The organism is Amycolatopsis sp. NPDC104775 (assembly GCF_055583325.1).
Genome location: NZ_JBVJOE010000004.1, coordinates 646,773 through 667,980, shown reverse-complemented (window position 1 = coordinate 667,980; position 21,208 = coordinate 646,773). Strand labels below are relative to the sequence as shown.

The following is a 21,208-nucleotide window of genomic DNA, read 5'->3' as shown; positions in this document are numbered from 1 at the left end:
CCCAGAGCCCTCGCGGCCGCTGGCGAGCCCGCTGCCGTCCGAAGCGCCACGGTGCTTCGGACGGGTCGATCCCCTCGCTCAGGAAGGTGTACATGTTCCGTTCGCGCACAACTCTCGCGGCGATCACCGTCGGCGCCGCCCTTCTTCTCCCACCGCCCGCGGTCGCGTCCCCCGGGGCAGAGTCCTACGCGGACGTCCTCGATCTCCAGGGCGTTCCCACCTCGGCGCAGCCCGCCTCCGCTGGCGGCGATGTCAGCGACATCAACGTATTCGCCGACCGCGGCGCGTGGCACGCCTACGCGCTGCCCAAGGTCGGCGACACCAAGTCCTACGGAGCGTTCACCGGACCGCTGTACCTGGCGCAGGAGTACCCGTGGTGGCTGAGCACCGGTTTCAGCCGCCTCACCCTGAGCGAAGCCGGGCACCCGATCAACCTCGCCGACGCCCGTGACCCGGCATTCAGTTCGCTGCCCGGCGCGCTGCGGCAGAGCTTCGAGGTCGACGGACTGCGCGTCGTCATGGAACTGCGCTATGCCAGCAACCGCACCGCATTGGTCCAGGCCACCGTGGAGAACACCGGGCACCGGTGGCGGTCGGTCGGCGCGGGCTGGAGCGGCACGCTGCTGCGGCCGGACGCCGGACCCGCGCACGACGCGCCCCGGCTCTCCGCGACCAAGGACGGGGTCGCGGTCGGCTTCGCCAAGGTGCGCGAAACCAACGACTACTTGACCGACGGCACCGAACGCTTCCAGGTCGCGCACGACGACCCGGTGACCACAAAGGTCACCGGCGACACCTACACCACAACCCGCGACACACCCCTCCTGCTCGGCCCGCACGGCCGGCGAACGCTGAACTGGACCGAGTCCTACACCTTCACGCCCGCCGAAGCCGCCGCCGACGCCCCGGCAGCGAGGCGCGCGCTGAGTCAGCCGTGGCGCACCGTCGCCGAGAACGACGCTCGCTGGCACGGCTACGTCGCGTCGGCCACTCGCGGGGTTCCGCCGGACCGGCGGCGGCTGGCGGTGAAGGCGACGGAAACGCTCATCACCAACTGGCGCAGCGCGGCGGGCGCGTTGAAGCACGACGGCATCACGCCCGCGATCTCCAACAAGTGGTTCACCGGCCTGTGGGCGTGGGACACCTGGAAGCAGGCGGTCGGCACCGCGGTGTTCGATCCGGCGCTGGCGGAATCCCAGATCCGCTCGATGTTCGACTACCAGGTGACCGCGGCGTCCGCGGCCCGCCCGCAGGACGCCGGGATGATCCCGGACGCCGTCTTCTACAACGACCCCGCCCGCGGCGGCGGCAACTGGAACGAACGCAACTCCAAACCGCCTCTCGCCGCCTGGGCGGTCTGGTCGGTCTACCAGCGCAACGGCGATCTCGGTTTTCTGCGCGAGATGTACCCGAAGCTGGCCGCCTACCACGACTGGTGGTATCGCAACCGCGATCACGACCACAACGGCCTCGCCGAATACGGCGCGACCGTCGATCCAGCCAACAAGACCGCCGAGGACAAACGCCTCGCGGCGGCATGGGAAAGCGGCATGGACAACGCGCCGCGCTTCGACGCCAAACTCGGCGCCACCGTCGTGGACAACACCTCGCCGTCCGGACAGGTCGTCGGCGCGTCGCTCGCCCAGGAGTCGGTGGATCTCAACTCCTACCTGGTGGTGGACAAGAAAACCCTCGCGCTGATCGCCGACCGGCTCGGCGACCGCCAGGCCGCCCGGTCCTACCGCGCCTCGGCGGCCAGCGTCGCGGCGACCGTCCAGCGCACCATGTTCGACCCCGCCACCGGCTGGTTCTACGACACGGAACTGGGCACCGGCCGGCGACTGACCGCACGCGGCAAGGGAATCGAAGGCACCATCCCCCTGTGGGCCGGCGTCGCCACCCCCGGCCAGGCGGCAGCCGCGCGGCAGAACCTCCTGTCCCCCGCCGAATTCGACACCCGCATGCCGTTCCCGACCACTGCGGCCAGTTCGCCGTACTACCAGCCGACCGGCTACTGGCGCGGCGCGGTGTGGCTGGACCACGCGTACTTCGCGCTGACCGGCCTGCAACGCTACGGATACAGCGCCGACTCAGCGGCACTGGCCGACCAGCTCCGCTCGAACGCGGCTGGCATGCTGGGCGACGGACCGCTGATGGAGAACTACAACCCGGCCACCGGAGCCCCGATGAACTCCCGCGGCTTCAGCTGGTCGGCGGCGATGCTGCTGGCGCTCGACCACCCGCAGCGAGGCTGACACTCAGTCGCGCTGGGGTCCGGCCGCTTTCCGCGGTCGGGCCCCGGCGCGCGCTGCGCGGAACCCTTTACACAACCGCCATATGCCAGAGCGTGAGCGGGATAGTCAGGGGCAAGAGCGCGAAAACCAGGAAACTCTTGTCGAAGCGTTTCTCGCGGCTCTCGATCGCGGAGCTCTCAACCGACCGGCTGAAATCGAGAGCCGCGTTCAACCGCTTCTCGTTCCGGCTCGCGCGAGCCCCATAACGCCGGGAAAGCTGGGCCAGCAGCCAGGGGTGGTCGAACTTCCACAGAAGACTGTTGCTTTCCAACCCGATCTCGATCCGGTTGCCGCCGGACTGCCCCGCGACCACGCCGGAGCCGTCACCACCACGCTTCTCGCCGCCGATGCGAATCCCCGTCAGCCTCAGTCGGCCGCCCGTGAAGCAGCAACCAGACGGTCCGGCGAATCGTCGGCAAAAGCGCCGTTCGTCGGATTTCCACACAGCCAGGGCAAGTTCCGCACACATGCCCGGTAACGCTTCCGGGTTCCCGCCGATAGCGGTGTGAACGGCTACTGGGTGGAGGTTTGCGGTGGGTTGGATTCGTGGTGCGATGAGCGCTGGCGCGGTCTGCGCGTTGCTGACCTGCGCACTGGCCGGGACACCGGCCGCGGCGGCAGGCAACTCGGCTCCCCCGAGCCCCAGCACCGCAAGCGCCCCGGCGCATCCGGGCTCGGACTACATGGGCTCGACGATCGGCAAAGACCCGGCACCGAAATCCGCCCCGCGCACGGCCATGGCGGCGGGCACGACGCTGCCGGGCATGGACGTGTCCCACTACCAGGGCACAGTGGACTGGAACACCGCAGCCGCCAACGGCGCGAAGTTCGCCTACATGAAAGCCACCGAAAGCACCACCTACACCGACCCGCAGTTCACCGCCAACTACACCGGCTCCGCGAACGCCGGAATCCTGCGCGGCGCCTACCACTTCGGCCTGCCCGACACCTCCACCGGCGCCGCCCAGGCCCAGTTCTTCCTCGCCCACGGCGGCGGCTGGGCAGCCGACGGCAAAACCCTCCCGCCCGTGCTCGACATCGAATACAACCCCTACAGCACCGCCGACTGGACCGGCTGGTGCTACAACATGACCCCGGCCCAGATCACCGCCTGGATCACCGACTTCACCACCACGATCCACGACCGCACCAACCGCTGGCCCGTCATCTACACCACCAACGGCTGGTGGAACCACTGCACCGGCAACAACCCGAACTTCGCCCACGATCCACTGTGGATCGCGGCCACCATCACCATGCCCGCCAGCTGGACCGACTACACCTTCGCCCAGACCGCGAAGTCAGGCACCTTCCCCGGCGACCAGGACGTCTTCAACGGCGCCCTCGCCGACCTCCAGACCCTCGCCACCGGCGCCGAACCCGACAAGATCGCCGAGCACTACACCGCACTCGGCGGCCCGAACTCCTACCTCGGCACCCCCGCCGGCACCGAATACCCCGCCGCCGGCGGCTGGGCCCAGAACTACCAATACGGCGTCATCGGCTACAACCCGCCCACCGGCGCCTACGCCGTCCACGGCGCCATCGCCCAGCACTACCAGGAACTCGGCGGCCCCACCGGCTTCCTCGGCCTGCCCACCACCGACGAAACCCTCACCCCCGACAACAGCGGCAGCTACAACCACTTCACCAACTCGGGCTCCATCTACTGGACCTCCACCACCGGCGCACGCTCCCTCCACGGAGCCATCCGCGACAAATGGGCCGCACTCGGCTGGGAACGCGGACTGGGCTACCCCACCACCGACGAAACCGGCACCCCCGACGGAACCGGCCGCTACAACCACTTCACCAACACCGCCTCGGTCTACTGGACCCCCGCCACCGGCGCCCAGTCCATCCGCGGCCCCATCCGCCAGAAATGGGCCGACCTCGGCTGGGAACGCGGCCTCGGCTACCCCACCACCGACCAAGGCACCACCCCCGACGGCGTCGGCCGCTACAACCACTTCAACGGCGCCCAAGGCGCCTCCATCTACTGGACCCCCACCACCGGCGCCCAATCCATCCACGGAGCCATCCGCGACAAATGGGCCGCACTCGGCTGGGAAAAAGGCACCCTCGGCTACCCCACCAGCGACGAATACGCCGTCACCGGCGGCCGCCGCAACACCTTCCAGCACGGAACCATCACCTGGAACAGCGCCAACGGAACCACCCAAGTCACCTACAACTGACCTGCCCCGCGAGTCGCGCGTCCTCAGGGAGCACCGCGGCGAAGGACGGACCCGCTACCCGTCCTTCGCCGCACCGACACACCGCTCTGAACACACTCCAGATGCGCAGAGCGGTGCCTAGAACCGGTGTCCATGCATGCCACAGGATCCGCGCAGGCGAGCAGAAGCCGGAGTGTGACGCCGCAGTGACGCCGCCTGCTCATGCTGCTTGATGGCGTGAGTGGGAAGGGCACCCCGATGAAACCCATGTTCATCCCGGACCGTGCGGCGGCGAACGTGCCGGAAGCCGCCGTGACATCGACGGCCCCGGGCCTCGACGAGGCACCGGACACTGTCGCGGTGCCCGGCGATGCGCCGGACTTCAGCCGGATCCCTGTCCACACCGGCCGGACTCTGGGGAAAAGCGAGGCGGGCGACGAGTTCGAGCGGGAAGCCGATGAAATAGCGGAGACCGTGCACGGACCGGTGAACGAAGTGCCGTCGACGGCACCCGCCGTGGGGACACACCCAGCGGACACCGTGTCTTCGGCCGGACGTCCGCTGGACGCCAGTACCAGGGCCTTCATGGAACCACGGTTCGGCAGGGACTTCTCTCAAGTCCGGATCCACGACGACGCATCCGCAGCGCGTTCGGCGCATGACGCGGGTGCGTTCGCTTACACGGTCGGGAACCACATCGTGTTCGGCGCGGGCAGATTCGCACCGGCCACGCGACCAGGCCAGCGGCTGCTCGCGCACGAGCTGGCTCATGTGGTGCAGCAAGAGGGCATTCCCTCTCCGGTGCGGCAATGCCAGGCTATTCCCGGCGCGGCACCCGCGGTGTCGGCCGACGAACGGAAGAAAGAAATCGAAGCGGCGTTGCGGGAGTCGCGGTGGGACACCGCCGAACCGCCTGGTGCTTACTACGTGTTCAACGGCTTGTCCGAAAAGGACATGGTCGCGGTGTACCGGATTCTGTCCCCCGGCGCGCGCCAGGCGCTGGAGGCCAACCTCGACAAGACCGGTCTCGACCGGGCTTGGATGTTCACCGCGATCCAGCAGGCCAAGCAGACCAAAGCGGGAGAATCCTGGTGGCGGGACCAGTCCGACCAGGTGCACAACGCGATCAGGTCCGGCAATTTCGCGCGCTACCCGGACGGTGCGTTCTGGATCGTCAATCCGCTCAACGCCGCCGACACCAAGCGGATCATGACCTTCCTCGATCGTGACCACCTGGACGAACTCATCGCACACCAGCAGCAGGCGGTGGAAGCCGGAGTGCCCTACGTCAACCGGATCGTGGCCGAAGCCAGTACGGCCCGGGCCGCGCGCGGCGCCAGCGCGAAGGAACGGCGTATCGCCGATCTGATCCCGTCCGGACGCCCGGTCCCCGGCGTCGGAGACGGCACGCTCACCCTGCCCCCGATCGAGGCCGACACTTCCGCGGCGCTGCGCGCACTGGCGGAACTGAACGATGCCGAGCTGCTGCGAGCCGTCCGGAGCCTGCCCGCCGAGAAACGGTTCACGCTGGAGATGAACGTCGGGCAGGCGGACCGCCTCGGCCTCGACGGCAACCGGCTGCGTCATTTCCTCCAGCGTGCCGAACAGCCCGCCGAGGCAGTGCGCGCGGACCGGATCGTGGACAGTTCCTGGTCGGCGGACTACCACCAGCCGGCCGGGGACTATTCGCACACCGTCCAGGCGACCGGACCCGGCAACGCGGGCAACACGTTCGAGTACACCATCGACGAGATCGGGGACGACGAATCGTCGCCCGCGGAGGTGGACCGGCTGTGGAAGGAAGCGCGCATCGGCCGCGGCGGACTGCTCTGGCCGGCGAAACTCAACAAGAGCACAGTGCCCAACCTCTGGGCCGTGCGGCAATGGGTGCGGACGCAACTCGCGAACATGCACGGCGCGGACATGCTGTTCATCATGCAGTCGTACCTGGCTGTCGACTTCCTGCTGCACGCTGGAGTCGGGCTGACCGCGCCGCCCACCTCGACACCCCGGCCACGGCCTGGCGGATCCGGCCCGCCTCGCCAAGGCTCCGGCGGGACCGGCGGCGGTAGCGGTGGAGGTGGTGGCGGCGGCGAGAAATCGGTGCAGCTACCGGGTCTTCCGCCCGGCTACACCCCGCCGGAACGGCAGCTGCCGCCCGGGCCAGTGCCGACCCCGCCAGAACGACGGTTGCCGCCCGGGCCCGTGCCCACTCCGCCAGAACGACGGTTGCCGCCCGGGCCAGTACCGACCCCGCCGGAACGGCAGCTCCCGTCCGCACACACCCCGCCGGAACGGCAGCTCCCGCCGGGCCCGGGCACCGCGACGGTGACGCGGATCTTCCCGAAGGTGAACTGGGGGCCGGGTTCGCGGGTGCTGAATCTCGGCGGCGAGGGCGAGGTTCCGGGTGCGGTCGACTTCAACAGCGACGTCGCGCCGCTGAGCCGCACTCGCGTCCGCGCGGAGGACAAGCTGATCACCGGCGACTACAACGAAGACTGGCCGATCGAGTCGAACTTCCTCGACCAGATCGTCGGCCGCCGGATGGCGTTCAACAGGGGGCCGACTCTGAAGAAGATGATGAGCGAGGCCTACCGCACCCTCAAACCCGGCGGCACCATCGATGTCTGGACCACCTCGCCCAATTCCGGAGAAGGCTGGAAGCAAGCGATGATCGAGGCTGGTTTCCCGGCGGAGAGCGTCAAGATCACCAGGGTGACGCCGAACTCCCCGCAAGGCAGCGGCGTCCGCGCGGTCAAGTGATCGCGGCAGGCCCTCGATCGGCCGGGCGAAGACAGTCACTCCGCACGCGATCATGCGGCACATTTCACACGCGTCATGAAGCGTCTCGAGAGGCGTGCCAGTTTCGCAGCGTCGGTTCGCTCGTACGGGTTATTCTGCCACGGAGTCGTGGGAGCGGCAGCGCACTTCGATTTGTGGTGCGAGAGCACAGGTTCGCCAAGGATTCCGCACTCGGACCCAGCCCTCCGACAACCCCACGAGCGGTCCTCTCGCTCCGTGCTGAACGGGACGACCGGGGATCTGCCCGCGCGTGAACAGGTCGAACCACCGGGCCACACCGGCGGGAGCATCCCGCTCAGTTCGCCGCACGAATACGGTCATCAGGGAGCACCTGGCGCACGAGCGCTGACGGCGATTGATCGGGCTGATCGCCGAATAGCTGCCACGGCACGGGGTATCCGCCGTAGATGAGCGTGCATGTTCCCGCCGGACTTTCGGCTTTTCTCCCGGGCGCCGCGGTCGCAGGAGTGGCCGCGGTCCTGTTCGCGGTGGGTTCGGTATTGCAACACGAGGCCGCGGTCGGCGGTGCGGGGACTCGCGGGGTGGAACTGCGCCAGCTCGTGGCCAGTCCAAAGTGGATGGTCGGGCAAGGGGCCACGGTGCTGGGCACCTTGCTGCAGGTACTCGCGCTGGCGTTGGCGCCGGTGGCGATCGTGCAACCGCTGCTGGCGGGGAGTTTGGTGGTAGCGCTGGCGATCCGCTCAGTACGGGACAATTGTTTGCCGTCCCGCCTGGAGTCGCTCGGCGCGTTGTGCACGTGCGGCGGCTTGGCGGTCTTCCTCGTCGCCGCACGTCCGGCCGCGGCCACAGCGGGCAGGCACAGTTCTTCCCCGTGGCTGATTGTCGTCGCGGTCGTGCTCGCCGTCGGATTGGTGGGCGCGTGCAGCCGGATCGGCCGGGGATCGTGGGGTGCGCTGCTGTGCGGGGCGGCGGCCGGGATCGCCGCTGGGATAGCCGCGGTGCTGATTTCGTTGGCGTTGACCACCTTCAGCGACAGCGGGCTGGGCCACGCCCTGACCAGCGGGGCGTTGTGGGCCGCGTTGCTCGTCGCGGTCACCGCGCAGCTCGGAAGCCAGCAGGCGTATGCCCGCGGCGCATTGTCTTGGTCGCTGCCCGCGCTGGTGCTGCTGGACCCGCTTGCGGCGGTACCCGCGGCACGTCTCCTCACCGGAGAACGACTCGAGCCCGGTCACGCACTCGTGTGGGCCCCGGCCGCAGCGGTCGCGGTCCTCGGGGTGACACTCCTCTCACGCACCGGCCAGGGCTGCCGTCGGCCGCTGCGGCTCGGACTCCGCCAGCTCCGTACAGCTCAAGACCGGTCATGACCGAGTTCGCCACAGCCGAAAGAACGTCCGCATTGCCATCTGCCCGTCATTGACGACAGCCCAGAAATACAGCACGATCGCGCACATTTTCGCGCCTAGCATTATCCTCGCCTGCCCGCCGTGTTGCGAGAATCCCGCGACGCCTGCTTCAACGGTCACGAATAAGAAACGAACGTCGCGGGTACTGTCCAGTATCAACGTTTGCGATCGGAAGTCGCGGGCGGAGGCAGGAAGGAGTAGATCGTGTACCGGAATACTCCAGACCCGAGCATGGAAAAGAGCGACGCCGAGCAGGCGGAAGACGCCGTGGGGACCGGCGCGGGAGCGCCCATTGACACTTCCGTCAGGTCGCGTATCGAAGAACTCGCGCCGGCGACGTCTCGCGAAGCAGCGGTCCTGCGCCGGAAACTGGCGCTGTGGCTGAAGGAAGTGCCGTTGGACGCGCACAGCAGGTTCGATATCACGCTGGCCGCCTACGAGGCGTTGGCCAACGTGGCGGCGCATGCCTATCCCGGCGGTAGCGGCTGGGCTCGGCTGTACGCGGACTGGGCGGGCGACACCATCACCGTGGCCGTCAGCGACACCGGTTGCGGCATCGCTCCGGGCCGCGAACCTGCGGCCACGTCGGGCGGCCGAGGGCTGCCGCTGATCGACGAGGTCACCGACCGGATGACCGTCGACACCGGCGGACGCGGCACGACCGTGACGATGATCTGGCGGCCGGCCGCGCTGCGGCGGAACACCGCGACCTGATCTCGCGGGCCGGTGCCGCGCGCTGTTCAGTGCGCGGCACTGGCCGCCGCGACCGTGCTGGAGTTGCCTTCGCCGGGCAGCGGCGTCGGCCCGAACCAGTCCAGGCAGACCACCATCGCGTCGTCCTCGGCCTGGACGTGGTCCCGGCGGGTGGCGAGTTCGCGCAGCATCATGCCGGGCACGTGCGCTGCGGGCAGGTCCGCGGTCGTCACGACCGCCTCGGCCAGCTCGCGGTCGCCGTAGAGGTCGCCGAGAAGCCCGGCGGCGTTGTAGACGCCGTCGCTGACGAACACGAACCGGTCCCCGTCGACGGCCTGGAACCGGTGGACGGCGTAGACGGTTTCCTCGAACATGCCCAGAGGCAGCTGCTCCTCGAAGTGGATCCGCTCGGCCTTGCCGTCCCGCAGCCGCCACAACCGCGGGGACCCGGCGTCGACGACGTCGACCATGCCGGTGCCGAGATCGACCTCCAGCAGCAGCGCGGCCACGTGCCCGGCACCCTGGTAGTGCCCGTAGACCGCCTGGTCGGCCAGTTCGGCCTGCGCGTCCAGTTCGACGCCGGCGCGGCGGGCGTTGCGCAGAGCGTTGACCGCGAGGTTGGTCAGCAAGGCGGCTTCGCTGCCTTCGCCCATGCCGTTGATCAGGGTGACGGCGAGCTTGTGGGCGGAGGCGGACCAGTCGAAGCAGTCGCCGTAGATCGCGTAGGCGGGTTCGAGCTGGCCGCCGAGGGCGAACTCGGCGCGGGTGCAGGCCCGGCCGGGCAGCAGCTGCCACTGCATTTCGGCCGCCAGCGTCAGCCGGGACGAGCGGCGGGCCTGGATGTAGAGGTCGGTGTCGCGGTCGGCGACGAACAGCTCGTGGGCCAGCGCCTCGGCGAACCGTTCGAGTTCGGCCCAGGTCTGCGGTTCCGGTTCCTCCGGAAGGGTCACGGCCAGGATGCCGAGGCGGTCGCCGCGGACGCTCACCGGCAGATACCCGGTCACTCCGGCGCTGTCGTGGGCGAACGTGGCGGCCTGCGCGACGAACGCCGTCCCGGCCGTGGTGCCCTCGACCGGGATCGGGTCTGTCGTGTAGGGCAGCGTTTTCACCTGGCACAGTTCGGTGAGCGCGTAGTCGGCCATCCACAGCTCGACCGCGCTCGCGCCGAAATGCTCGGACAGCGCGGAGCGCAGCGCGGCGGGCAGGCCGTGGGGCGGCACATCGCGCAGCAACCGCTCGACCGCCAGGGATCTGTCCAACGCCGCCTCCTGCTCACGCCGCCGGGCGCCGGTGCGGCACGCGGTCAGTCTGTCGAGTCTGCTCCGCTCCGGGCGTGCCGGTCTATGGCGATTCGCGTGAGCTGTACTGCCAGTTCAGCATATGGATGCCACAGTGGAGACCGTGAATCGGTCCCGCGAGCAGTCCCGGCAGAACGGGACGGCTGGCACGTCCGGACTCCCCGACTTGCTCGAAGCGGTGATCGAGCAAACGCGGGAGGCATCCCCGCGCCCGCTGTCGAACACCCAGCTGCGCGCGGTCGTCGCACTCGACCGCCACGACGGGCTGAACCTGCGGACCCTGGCCGAGCTGCTCGGGTCCACACCTCCGCTGACGAGCCGCCTGTGCGACCGGCTCGAAGCCGTCGGCTTCCTCGAACGGCTGCCGAATTCCCGCGACCGCCGCGAGCTGACCCTGCGGCTGAGCGAACGCGGCCGCGGCTACCTGCGGGATCTGCGGGCTCGCCGCCGGGAAAACATCCAGGCGGTGCTGGAGCGGATGACTCCCGCCGGCCGTGCCGCGCTGACGCACGGGCTGAGGGAATACCAGGCGGCCGTCGCCGCGCAGGAGCGTGCCGAAGAGCCGGAGTGAGCCCCCCGGTGTTGCACCGCTACCCTCGAATGTTGTTATATGACAACAATGGGTCGGCGTTACGCGGCACGGCCCCGACCGCAGGAGGATACGGGTGCCGGGCACGGACAAGGGCGACGTCCGCGGTCTGCTGACGCGGACTCTGGACGAGGACCACGCCGCCCTGGTGAACGACTGGGTCCGGCAGCGGCTGGAGGTCCCGGGCGAGCCGCACGACGAACCCGGCCTGCGCCGCGAAGCCGCGGAACTGCTCGAGACGCTGCGCACCGCGCTGGGCACCGAGCTGCCGGCGAACCTGATCGCGGAACGGGACCCGGCCGTGCGCGACGCGCTGACGTCGCTGTCGCAGCGGCGGGCGCGGGCGGGCGCGGCGCCGTCGGCCACCGCGATGTCGATCCTGGCGCTCAAGCGGACGCTGCTGGACGCGGTCGAGCGGCGCAGCGATGACCCGGCGTTATGCTACCGGGCGGCACTGCTGGTCAGCGAGCTGCTCGACAGCGCCGGCGTGCTGTCGTTCGCCGTCTACGCCACTGGGCGCGAGCAGATCATCCGCGACCAGCACAACCAGATGCTGGAACTGTCGACCCCGGTCGTGCGGTTGTGGCGGCACATTCTCGCGGTGCCGCTGATCGGCACGCTGGACAGCGCCCGCACCCAGGTCGTGATGAACAACCTCCTGGAGGCGATCCAGGCGCACGAAGCCCGCGTCGCGATCATCGACATCACCGGAGTGCCCACGGTGGACACCGCGGTCGCCCAGCATCTTCTGCAGACCGTGTCCGCGGTGCGGCTCATGGGCGCCGACTGCGTCATCAGCGGGATCCGGCCCCCGATCGCGCGGACCATCACGCAGCTGGGCATCGACCTGTCGCACATCGTGACCCGGGGGTCTCTCGCCGACGCGCTCGCCACCGCGATGCAGCTGCTGGGAGAACGTCCCCGCGTCGGCGCGGTGAACGGGTGAACCCCGGGCTGCCGATCCTGCGGCTGGGCGACGTCCTGCTCAGCGGCTTGCTCAGCGACCTGGACGACACCGCCGCGCTGGCGTTCACCGACGAACTGGCCAACCGCGTCGCCGACGAGGGGATCCGCGGGGTCGTCATCGACATCTCCCGGCTGGAACTGATCGACTCCTTCGTGGCGCGCGTCCTGATGCAGCTGGCCGACACCGGACGGCTGCTCGGCACGCGGATGATCGTCGCCGGGATGCGCCCGGCCGTCGCGATCACCCTGTCCGAACTGGGACTGCAGCTCACCGGCGTCCAGACCGCGCTCAACGCCGAACAGGCGATGGAGCTGCTGGGCTGGCGCCGGCCCGCCGAGGCCGCCGAAGAGGCGCCTCATGCTCCCTGACGGACTCACCGATCCCGGACAGGGCACCCCGCCGGTCGAGCATCTCGTGCGGGTCGAGGAAGACCTGCTCGCCGCCCGGCACGCCGTGCGCGCCAGCGCGGTCGCGGCGGGCTTCTCGATCGTCGACCAGACCAAGATCGTCACCGCGGCCAGCGAGCTGGTCCGCAACGCCTACATCCACGGCGGAGGCGGCACGCTGACGATCGAGGTCGTGCGCGGCGACACCGGCCGGGTCGGGCTGCGCCTGCGGGTGCGCGACGAAGGCCCCGGCATCGACGACGTCGCACGGGCGATGACCGACGGGTTCAGCACCGGAGCCGGGCTCGGGCACGGACTGGGCGGCACCCGGAGGCTGGCCCACGAGTTCCAGCTCGACACCGTGCCCGGGCAAGGCACGACGGTCACGATCGTGCGCTGGAAACCGTGAACGCCGCCGCGGTTCTGCCGCCCTCCCGGCACGTGCGCGTCGACCACGCCAGCGCCGTATACGCCGCCACGCGCACGGCCCGCGAGACCGGCCGCGCCGCTGGGTTGCCCGACGTGCTCACCGAACGCGCGGCCGTGGTCACCTCGGAACTGGCCAGCAACCTCAGCAAGCACGCGGTCAACGGCTCGGTGGTCGTGCAGCGCTCGGCGATCGGGCACGGCGTCGACGTACTCGCCGCCGACGACGGGCCCGGGATGGCCGACGTGGGGCACTGGCTGCTCGACGGCAACTCGACCACCGCCACCCTCGGCACCGGTCTCGGCGCGGTCAGCCGGATGGCCACCGTGTTCCGGATCCACTCGGAACCCGGCGGAGGGACCGTCGCCGGTGCCCGGCTCCTCGCCCCGGGCACGCCCGCCGGCCGGGCCGCCGCGATCGGGCATTTCTGCCTGCCCCGCGACGGGGAAGAGCAGTGCGGGGACGCGGTGGCGGTCGCGCAGGCGGACGACGGCTGGACCGCCGTCGCCGTCGACGGGCTCGGCCACGGCCCGGACGCCGCCGAGGCCGCCGATCTCGCGATCCGCGTCTTCGGCGAGAATCCGGACCGGCCGCTGCCCCAGCAGCTCGCGAGCATGCACCGCGCGCTGCGGGTCACCCGCGGCGCCGCCGTCGCCCTCGCCCGGATCACCCCGCACCGGCTCGACTTCTGCGGCGTCGGCAACGTCAGCGGAACGGTGGCCGGCCGGGCCCGCGAACCCCGGTTGCTGCTGAGCGTCCCGGGCATCGTCGGATTCAGCCTGCCCGCCGTTCAGGTCCGGCAGGCCCCGCTGTCCGAGGACGACCTGGTGCTGCTGCAGACCGACGGCGTCGGCCACGGATGGCGGACCCTGCCGCCCGGCGGCAAAGCCTTGCCCCTGACCGCCAACGCGTTGCTGCTGGCGGCCGAACTCGCCCACCACCACCGCAATCCGCGCGACGACGCCGCCATGATCGCCCTGCACCCCCATTGGCTCGCCTGATGCATCCCGACCTCGCCCAGCTCCGCCTGCGCCTGCGTGTCGCGTGCGCCGACGCGGGCGTCCCGGCCGACGATCGCGCGCGCCTGGTCCTGTCCGCGACCCTGCTCGCCGAAGCCGTCCTCGCCGCCGGCAAGCGCGTCGGCCTCGAAACGGTCGCCGCCGAGCACCGGCTCGCCATCACCCTCCGCCTGCCCGACCCGGTGGACCAGGCCCGGCGCAACAATCTCCCGCTGCTGCCCGACGCCGGCGACGACGCCACCCCGACCTGGTATCTCCCCGCCGGGCAAGGTCCGGCGCCCGCTCCGGCCGACGACAACACGGCCACCCGCGAGGAAATGCTCGCGCTGATCGCCCGCGCCGACGGACTCGCCCAGCAGCAGCGGGAACTCAAGCACGAACTCGCGGAGACCAACAGCGGCGTGCTGGCGATGTACGTCGAACTCGAAGAGCGCGACGAACAACTCCGCACCGCGCACGCGTTCATCTTCCGCGAACTCGAGGACGCGCTGCGGCCCCCGCCGCCGCACGCGCCCGGCCTCGAACTCGCCGTGCACTACTCGCCGACCGAACCGGATTCGCCCACCGGCGGCGACCTCTACGACTGGTTCGTCCTGCCCGACGGCTCCCTACACGTGACGCTCGTCGACGCGGTGGGACACGGCGTCACCTCCACCCGGCACGCGCTCACCGTCACCCACGCCATCCGGACCCTGGCCCTGCAGGGCCACCCGTTCCGCGACCTCATCGCCCGCACCTCCGACACGCTGGCCCGGATCGAACCGGACCTGATGGCCACCGTCCTGCTGGCCCGCATCGACCCCGTCACCGGCCTCACGACGCTGGCCAACGGCAGCCACCCGCCGCCGCTGCTGCTCACCGCCGCCGGAGCCGCGGACCTGCTGCATCCCCCGGTCGTCGGCCGCGGCGTCGGATTCCCCGACCCGGGCAGCCCCGAACTCACCCTCCGCACCCTGCTCCCAGGCGACACCCTGCTGCTCTACACCGACGGACTCATCGAAAGCCGCGGCGACCTCGACGAAGGCCTCGTCCGGCTGCTCGACCACGCCACCGCGCACGCCCGCCACCCGATCGGCACCCTCCCCGGCGACCTCGTCGCCCGCATGCACGATGTCGTCCTGCACACCGACGACACCGTCCTGCTCGCACTGCGCCGCGCTCCGGCGAACGGCAGCCGTTGACAGGGGAATCGCTGCGGCATCAACGGCCTGCGGCAGTGCACGTCACTGCGACGACGCGGCTCAGGCCGAGAAACTGTGGTGAGGTCCCCGCTCCGGGTGCGGATCGGCGAACAGCCCAGGGCGGCGGGCCACCCGCTTCGCCCTCGGCACGCGACTTCGGTCAGGTCCTTTTCGCCGGCGCCGGTCTGTCCGCATGCAGTTTCGCCGCAGCGGCCGCCTGAAACGCGCGCAACCCGGTTTCGAGGGCGTCTCGCTCGTCATCGCTCAACCCGGCGAGCACAGCGTGCAGGCTCGCCCGCCGCCGCGCGCGCAGGTCTTGCACATAGGCCCGTCCGGCGTCGCTGAGCTGGAGCGTCAATTCCCGGCGATTCTGCGCATTCGGCAACCGCACCAGGAATCCGACAGCTTCCAGGCGATCGCAGAGACGGCTCGTCAACGGCGGCGTCGAGCCCAGAAGCTCGGCCAGAGACCGCAGGTTCAACCCGTCATAGCGGTCCAGCGCGACCACGGCGCGCACCTGCGACAGCGACAACGGCCTCGGCGACGCCTCACGCGCCTGGTCGAAAAAAATCTCGAGCAGTTCGGCGGTGTCCGACACCGCCGCCGCTGCTTGCTGTGAAGCGCCAGCCCTGCGGGTCCGATTCACTGCGTTCACTGTGGCATCCCTGGGTCGAGCCGTCGCTCCAGTTTAACGCCGCTCTCCGAAACAAGGGTCGAAACTGCTCCCGATCGACCTTCCCGAGAAGCTGGGAACCAGCGGCGGTGCGCTCCGGACATCGCACGGTGTCACCTGATGGTTCAACCTGTTCCCGGGCGGGTAGACCTCGGGCATCGTTCAACAGCGAGCGAGAGGACTCCCGCGATGACCGCTCGTGAGCCCGCCGGGGAGCCTGCCCCCGACCCGGGCTCGGGGTTCGTGCGCGAGGTGGTCGCGACCGCGGCGCAAGCGGCGGCACTCCGCACGGTTCTCGCCGACTGGGCACGCGCTCGCGGACTGCCCGACGAGCTCGTCGACGACGTGAAGCTGGCCGCATACGAAGCGATGGTCAACGTCGTCGAACACGTCTGCCCGACTGAACCCGCGGGCACCGTCACCTTCACGCTCACCGCCCGGCTTCGCCCGACCGAGCTGACCGTGTCGGTCACCGACCACGGCCGCTGGCTCGACAACACCGGCAGAACTCACGGCGGCCGCGGCCTGCCCCTGATCCGGGCTCTCGCCCCAGACCTCGCCATCGACAGCGACACCACCGGCACCACCATCGCCATGACCTGGCCCATCCCCGCTGGCGACACAGAATTCGGCGTCGCCGCGCACGCTTGAGGCGAGCGCTCCGGGACAGGAACCGGCCAGTGCCCCCGCGACGCGCGCGACTGGCTCCGGACTGGTCCGGCGGAAGCGCCGCGAACTGGCAAAATGGGCTGGTGACCGATCTCGCGGACTCTCCTGACCCCACGACCCCGTCCGCTCCGGACCGGTCAGGGAGCGGGCCCGCCCGCATTATCGGCAGCTTCCGTTTCCGCTTCGCCGACCAGCATTGGGAGTGGTCCGACGAGGTCGCCCAGCTGCACGGGTACGCGCCGGGAAGCGTGCAGCCCACCACCGAACTGCTGCTCTCCCACAAACACCCCGAAGACCGCGACACGGTCGCCGAAACCCTCGCCGCCGCCGTACGCGACCGCTCGCCGTTCTGCAGCCGCCACCGCATCATCGACACCGCCGGGCACGAGCACCAGGTGCTCGTCGTCGCCGACCGCCTCTACGACAGCACCGGCGCCACCGTCGGCACGTCCGGCTACTACATCGACCTCGACGCCGACCTGGCCGACGAACGCCAGCACACCCTCGACCAGGAACTCGCCGGCGTCGTCGACGCCCGAGCACCCATCGAACAGGCCAAAGGCGCGCTCATGCTCGTCTACGGCATCACCGCCGACCACGCCTTCGACATCCTGCGATGGCGCTCCCAGGAAACCAACACCAAGCTGCGGGACCTGGCCGCCAACCTCGCCGACGCCCTGCCCGCCTTCGGCACCGCACCGAACGAACGCCGCGCCCACTTCGACCACCTGCTGCTCACCGCACACGAACGTCCTCAGGCAGACTCCGCTGACCTGGAACCGTAAGCTCCGCGGGCGGTAGCCTGCTACCCGGAATTCACCTGTGGTGGTAGCGAGCGGGTGTGTCAATTTCGCACGACGCCACGCAAAAGGGGATCGAGGACCGACCCGTTCCGCGAAAACGCTGTCGTCGGCAGCCGGAATCCGCTAAGCGATCGTCCGCTTTCCCGACGTCGCCCGCGACGATGAACGCGTCCGCCGATTCGCCGAAGAAACCGTCTCGAAATTCCGGACGCCACGGCGAGCAAGCGCTAACTCCGGGCCGGTGGCCAGCGGAAAGCTGTTTTCACCGAACTCGATACCGACTCAACTGGTTTCACTCCGGTTCGGACGACGAAGGCACCGGACTCGCGGTGTCCGTCTCCGCAGGATCCTCGCTGTCACCGTCGAAACGGTGCCGTATCTCGTTGAGGGTGTCGGCGATCTGGCCCAGTTCGGTCAAGGCTGTCTGGTGCGCCTCCCTGATGGCGGCGGCTTCTTCCCTGGCACGAGATACGATGGCTTGCGCTTCCTCGCGCGCGGCGCGTTCGGTTTCCGCTCGGGCGGACTCGGCGTCGGCGGCCGTCTTCTTCGCTGCAGCCAGGATCTCCGCGCTTTCCGCGCGGGCGTGCCTCTTGATTTCCTCGGCCTCGGATTCGGCGACCTCCAGGATCTTTTCGATCCGCTTGCCCAGCCCGCTGGAAAGCTCGGCCTCCGCGGCCCGAGGACCCGGGATGTTCGCCCTGGCCAGCTTGCGTTCTGCCGCCCTTCGCGCCCTTTCGTGCCGTTCCACTCGCTTTTCCACGACTCGCACGTATTCGTCCACTTGCCGGCGGTCGTATCCGCGCATGACGACGGGGAACCGGACGTCAGACTCGGATGCTGTCTCAGGTTCGGCAACCACATTCTCCATGTGCTGAGTGTCCGCACCGACAGCCGACCTGGCAATCCGAAACCAGGCATCGACCCCCACAAGAGCGCTTTCGGAGGACCGTCCACGCGGCCACAGGGCGGCTGAGCACGCCGATCGTGTCCTACCAGGAATTCCCCGGAAATGCTGATCAGGCCGCCCTGCCATTCCGGCTTGTGCCCAGCAGCACCAGGCACAGCTCTTTCTCCCCGCGAGCCCCCACGTGCTGCCGGACCCCGGCACCGCGAGGTCACCTGTCCCAGATTCACTCTGGCGGCTAACCTCGTGCTGTCCACAGGAGGTGGGTCGTCCATGGCCGGTGAGAACGCAGCCCGTCTCGCAGTGCTGATCGACGCGGACAACGCGCGCCCCTCGATCATCGAGGCGCTGCTGGCCGAGGTCGCCAAGTACGGCACCGCGCACGTCAAACGCGCCTACGGCGACTGGACCGGCCCCACCCTCAAAGGCTGGAAAGAACACCTGCTCGCCCAGTCGATCCAGCCCGTCCAGCAATTCGCCTACACCACCGGCAAGAACGCCACCGACGCCGCGATGGTCATCGACGCGATGGACCTGCTCTACTCCGAACGCTTCGACGGCTTCTGCATCGTCTCCAGCGACAGCGACTTCACCCGGCTCGCCGCACGCCTGCGCGAATCCGGCCTCACCGTCTACGGGTTCGGCGAACGCAAAACACCCCAGCCCTTCGTCGCCGCCTGCGACAAGTTCGTCTACACCGAAAACCTCGCCTACACCCACGCTCCCGCGGAACCGGCGGAAGCGCCGCCCAAGCAGAAACCCGTCGCCTCCGCCGCCGAACTCAAGGCAGACACCGCACTGGTGAACCAGCTGCGCAACGCCGTCGACGCAGCCTCCGACGACGACGGATGGGCGCCGCTGGGAGCCGTCGGCAACATCATCACCAAACAACGACCCGACTTCGACTCCCGCAACTACGGCTACGCCAAACTCAGCACCCTCGTCACCGCCACCACCCTGTTCGACCTGGAGCGCCGCAGCCCCGGCGACGGCAAACCCGCGGTCGTCTACATCCGGGACAAGCGATACCGGCCCGACAAGCAGACGACGCACTCCCCCGACCACACCTGAACTCCGCACCGGCGCTTAGTCCACATGCGACCGGGTACCCCCTCAGGATGGTGCGCACCGGCAGACCCGACAGCGGCCTCCCTGCCATGGACGCGGCTTGCCCCAGCCCGCCGGAAGTCCGCACGGCCGTCCAGCACCTTCGCCGCATCCCCGCATGGCGAGCTGCGCGGCACCGGGTGTCCTCCACTCTGCGCACGCGGGCGCCACGGGCAGCGCCGATCGCCGTCTCGCACTGATCTCGGCCAGCGCGGACCCGACTGCGGCACGCGTGGTCGCGCCGAGATTGGTGCCGAAGCTGCAGACCACCGACGGGTCACTGCTTCTTCCCTTGCTTCACCGCGTCGAGCAGCGCGAGCAGTCCGGCTCCGGCACCTTCCCGGCATCCCGCCGCGCGCTGGTGCCCACGCGCCTCGCCGCTCCAGAGCCGAAAAGGCCGCACGGCCGAGCGTTCTGCCCGGCCGTGCGGCGGTGCTCTGAACCGTGTACCTGACTTCAGCCGCGGAGGGCGCTGCCCGCTTTCCAGGCGTTCCAGCTGATGGCCCAGTCGCCGTGGCCGTTGTCGATGGCCAGCTGGGGGCCGCCGGAGTTGGTGATCTCGACGACGTCGCCGACGTTGAAGTTGTCGAAGAACCACTTGGCGTTCTCGGTGTTCATGTTGAGGCAGCCGTTGGAGACGTTGTCGCTGCCCTGAACGCCGACCGTTTTCAGGTTCTCGTGGAGGAATTCGCCGTCGTTGGAGATCCGGACGTCCCAGTTCTCCGGCGCCTTGTAGTAGCCGGGGTCGCCCTCGCACACGCCGTAGGTGCAGGAGTCCATGATCGTGTGGTCGACCTTGGCCAGCACGGTGTGGGTGCCGTTGAACGTCGGCGTCGGGCCCCGCGGCGGGGTGTCGGCGGTCTTGCCCATGCTGATCGGCGCGGTTTTCACCAGCTGTCCGTTGTGGAACGCGGTGATCTGGTGGATTTTGCCGTCGGCCTTGGCGATCCAGGAGTCGTGCACCTTGTAGGTGGCCGAGACGTCCTGGCCGCCGTACAGGCCGCCGCCGATCGGCATGCCGAAGGTCGTGGTCTCGAGCTTCACGGTCGAGCCCGCTTTCCAGTAGTCCTTGGGCCGGTAGTGCACTTCGCGCTTGTTGACCCAGTACCAGCTGCCGTCCTGGTCGGGCGAGGACGTCACCTTGAACGACTTCTCCACCGTGGCCTTGTCGGCGATGTCGTGATCGAACTTCAACCCGATGACGAGCCCGACGCCGAAATCGCCCGACACCGGCTGGAACAGCGCCGGAGTGGCGACCCCGGCCGGCTTGACGGTGTGCACTTCCCCGCGCTGCTCGGTCGGAGTGCCCGCCTGGTTCACCGCGGTGGCGACCACCTGATACGTCGCGCCGTACCGGAGGTGATCGGTGCTGGTCCACGTCGTTTTGTCCGGCGAGAGGCCGCCCGCGACGCTGTTGCCGGTCTGCGGGTTCACGACCTTGACCGCCTGCAACGTGCCGCCCGACGCCTTGACGACGATCGGGTCCTTCGGACTCAGCTGGTCCGAGGGCGCGAAGGCCACCGTCGCCGCCGGTACGGCGGGCGCTGTCGTCGTCCCGGCTGTCCCGGCCGCACGCGCGGCCCCCTCGACGTCGCTCTGTCCACTACATGAAGCCAGCAGGAAGGCCACCAAGCCGAGGCCGGCAATGCGGATCGCTCTCACGCCCCTCAGACGTCCCACCGCACCGCACGTTGCATCACGATTTGATCTCTCCCCCGCGCACCGGCGCTCTATGCCTTGATGTCCGATAAACGACCAATTTCGCGAACGTCCCGATCACCGCAGACCCTGGTCGACAGCCTGCTGATCAGCGCTTCCGGGGATTCTCCAGAATTACGGAAAAGGAAGCACCTCG

General features: G+C 69.4%; 19 protein-coding genes. 14 read left to right on the top strand and 5 right to left on the bottom strand.

The window, feature by feature from the left end; translation table 11 throughout:
* Nucleotides 1-92 precede the first annotated feature (92 nt).
* The gene (locus tag ACZ63D_RS21740) at nt 93-2,255 is read left to right on the top strand and encodes an MGH1-like glycoside hydrolase domain-containing protein (protein ID WP_465356134.1); all 2,163 of its coding nucleotides are present in this window, start codon (nt 93-95) and stop codon (nt 2,253-2,255) included.
* 67 nt (nt 2,256-2,322) lie between these two features.
* On the opposite strand, the gene ACZ63D_RS21735 is transcribed toward ACZ63D_RS21740, so the two are convergent.
* The gene (locus ACZ63D_RS21735) at nt 2,323-2,763 is read right to left on the bottom strand and encodes a hypothetical protein (RefSeq protein ID WP_465356133.1); all 441 of its coding nucleotides are present in this window, start codon (nt 2,761-2,763) and stop codon (nt 2,323-2,325) included.
* 85 nt (nt 2,764-2,848) lie between these two features.
* On the opposite strand from ACZ63D_RS21735, the gene ACZ63D_RS21730 reads away from it, so the two are divergent.
* The 4 genes from ACZ63D_RS21730 (at nt 2,849) to ACZ63D_RS21715 (ending at nt 9,351) form a co-directional block, all read left to right on the top strand.
* Nucleotides 2,849-4,492, top strand: coding sequence for a GH25 family lysozyme (locus ACZ63D_RS21730; RefSeq protein ID WP_465356132.1), 1,644 nt, complete (start codon nt 2,849-2,851; stop codon nt 4,490-4,492).
* A 237-nt stretch (nt 4,493-4,729) separates the two neighbouring features.
* Nucleotides 4,730-7,234, top strand: a complete 2,505-nt coding sequence (locus tag ACZ63D_RS21725; protein WP_465356131.1) for an eCIS core domain-containing protein — start codon at nt 4,730-4,732, stop codon at nt 7,232-7,234.
* 446 nt (nt 7,235-7,680) lie between these two features.
* On the top strand, nt 7,681-8,598 hold the full coding sequence (locus ACZ63D_RS21720; RefSeq protein ID WP_465356130.1) for a DMT family transporter: 918 nt from the start codon (nt 7,681-7,683) through the stop codon (nt 8,596-8,598).
* Nucleotides 8,599-8,841: 243 nt separating this feature from the next.
* Nucleotides 8,842-9,351, top strand: coding sequence for an ATP-binding protein (locus tag ACZ63D_RS21715; protein ID WP_465356129.1), 510 nt, complete (start codon nt 8,842-8,844; stop codon nt 9,349-9,351).
* Nucleotides 9,352-9,377: 26 nt separating this feature from the next.
* Here ACZ63D_RS21715 and ACZ63D_RS21710 read toward each other — a convergent pair whose 3' ends face one another.
* The gene (locus ACZ63D_RS21710) at nt 9,378-10,589 is read right to left on the bottom strand and encodes a PP2C family protein-serine/threonine phosphatase (protein WP_465356128.1); all 1,212 of its coding nucleotides are present in this window, start codon (nt 10,587-10,589) and stop codon (nt 9,378-9,380) included.
* 142 nt (nt 10,590-10,731) lie between these two features.
* Here ACZ63D_RS21710 and ACZ63D_RS21705 point away from each other — a divergent pair, with 142 nt between their 5' ends.
* From ACZ63D_RS21705 to ACZ63D_RS21680, 6 genes are all read left to right on the top strand, one after another.
* Complete coding sequence (locus tag ACZ63D_RS21705; protein ID WP_465356127.1) at nt 10,732-11,199, top strand: MarR family transcriptional regulator; 468 nt, start codon at nt 10,732-10,734, stop codon at nt 11,197-11,199.
* A gap of 94 nt (nt 11,200-11,293) precedes the next feature.
* The gene (locus ACZ63D_RS21700; protein WP_465356126.1) at nt 11,294-12,163 is read left to right on the top strand and encodes an STAS domain-containing protein; all 870 of its coding nucleotides are present in this window, start codon (nt 11,294-11,296) and stop codon (nt 12,161-12,163) included.
* Nucleotides 12,160-12,552 (top strand): STAS domain-containing protein, encoded by a 393-nt coding sequence (locus ACZ63D_RS21695; protein ID WP_465356125.1) that lies wholly within the window; start codon nt 12,160-12,162, stop codon nt 12,550-12,552. Before ACZ63D_RS21700 ends, ACZ63D_RS21695 begins: the two co-directional genes overlap by 4 nt.
* Nucleotides 12,542-12,979 (top strand): anti-sigma regulatory factor, encoded by a 438-nt coding sequence (locus ACZ63D_RS21690; RefSeq protein ID WP_465356124.1) that lies wholly within the window; start codon nt 12,542-12,544, stop codon nt 12,977-12,979. The genes ACZ63D_RS21695 and ACZ63D_RS21690 overlap by 11 nt, the downstream gene beginning before the upstream one ends.
* A complete protein-coding gene (locus ACZ63D_RS21685; RefSeq protein WP_465356123.1) occupies nt 12,976-13,998 on the top strand; it encodes an ATP-binding protein in 1,023 nt (340 codons plus the stop codon). The genes ACZ63D_RS21690 and ACZ63D_RS21685 overlap by 4 nt, the downstream gene beginning before the upstream one ends.
* Nucleotides 13,998-15,197, top strand: coding sequence for a PP2C family protein-serine/threonine phosphatase (locus ACZ63D_RS21680; RefSeq protein WP_465356122.1), 1,200 nt, complete (start codon nt 13,998-14,000; stop codon nt 15,195-15,197). The genes ACZ63D_RS21685 and ACZ63D_RS21680 overlap by 1 nt, the downstream gene beginning before the upstream one ends.
* A 160-nt stretch (nt 15,198-15,357) precedes the next feature.
* Here the strand turns inward: ACZ63D_RS21680 and ACZ63D_RS21675 are convergent, their stop codons facing one another.
* Nucleotides 15,358-15,795, bottom strand: coding sequence for a MarR family transcriptional regulator (locus tag ACZ63D_RS21675; RefSeq protein WP_465356121.1), 438 nt, complete (start codon nt 15,793-15,795; stop codon nt 15,358-15,360).
* Nucleotides 15,796-16,059: 264 nt separating this feature from the next.
* On the opposite strand from ACZ63D_RS21675, the gene ACZ63D_RS21670 reads away from it, so the two are divergent.
* Nucleotides 16,060-16,521, top strand: coding sequence for an ATP-binding protein (locus ACZ63D_RS21670; RefSeq protein ID WP_465356120.1), 462 nt, complete (start codon nt 16,060-16,062; stop codon nt 16,519-16,521).
* Nucleotides 16,522-16,622: 101 nt separating this feature from the next.
* Nucleotides 16,623-17,324: a PAS and ANTAR domain-containing protein gene (locus ACZ63D_RS21665; protein ID WP_465356119.1), complete on the top strand. Its 702-nt coding sequence runs from the start codon at nt 16,623-16,625 to the stop codon at nt 17,322-17,324.
* Nucleotides 17,325-17,634: 310 nt separating this feature from the next.
* Here the strand turns inward: ACZ63D_RS21665 and ACZ63D_RS21660 are convergent, their stop codons facing one another.
* Nucleotides 17,635-18,270, bottom strand: a complete 636-nt coding sequence (locus ACZ63D_RS21660; protein ID WP_465356118.1) for a DivIVA domain-containing protein — start codon at nt 18,268-18,270, stop codon at nt 17,635-17,637.
* Between the two features lie 249 nt (nt 18,271-18,519).
* On the opposite strand from ACZ63D_RS21660, the gene ACZ63D_RS21655 reads away from it, so the two are divergent.
* Nucleotides 18,520-19,317, top strand: a complete 798-nt coding sequence (locus ACZ63D_RS21655) for an NYN domain-containing protein (RefSeq protein WP_465356117.1) — start codon at nt 18,520-18,522, stop codon at nt 19,315-19,317.
* Nucleotides 19,318-19,809: 492 nt separating this feature from the next.
* Here the strand turns inward: ACZ63D_RS21655 and ACZ63D_RS21650 are convergent, their stop codons facing one another.
* Nucleotides 19,810-21,015: a L,D-transpeptidase gene (locus ACZ63D_RS21650; RefSeq protein ID WP_465356116.1), complete on the bottom strand. Its 1,206-nt coding sequence runs from the start codon at nt 21,013-21,015 to the stop codon at nt 19,810-19,812.
* Nucleotides 21,016-21,208: the final 193 nt, after the last annotated feature.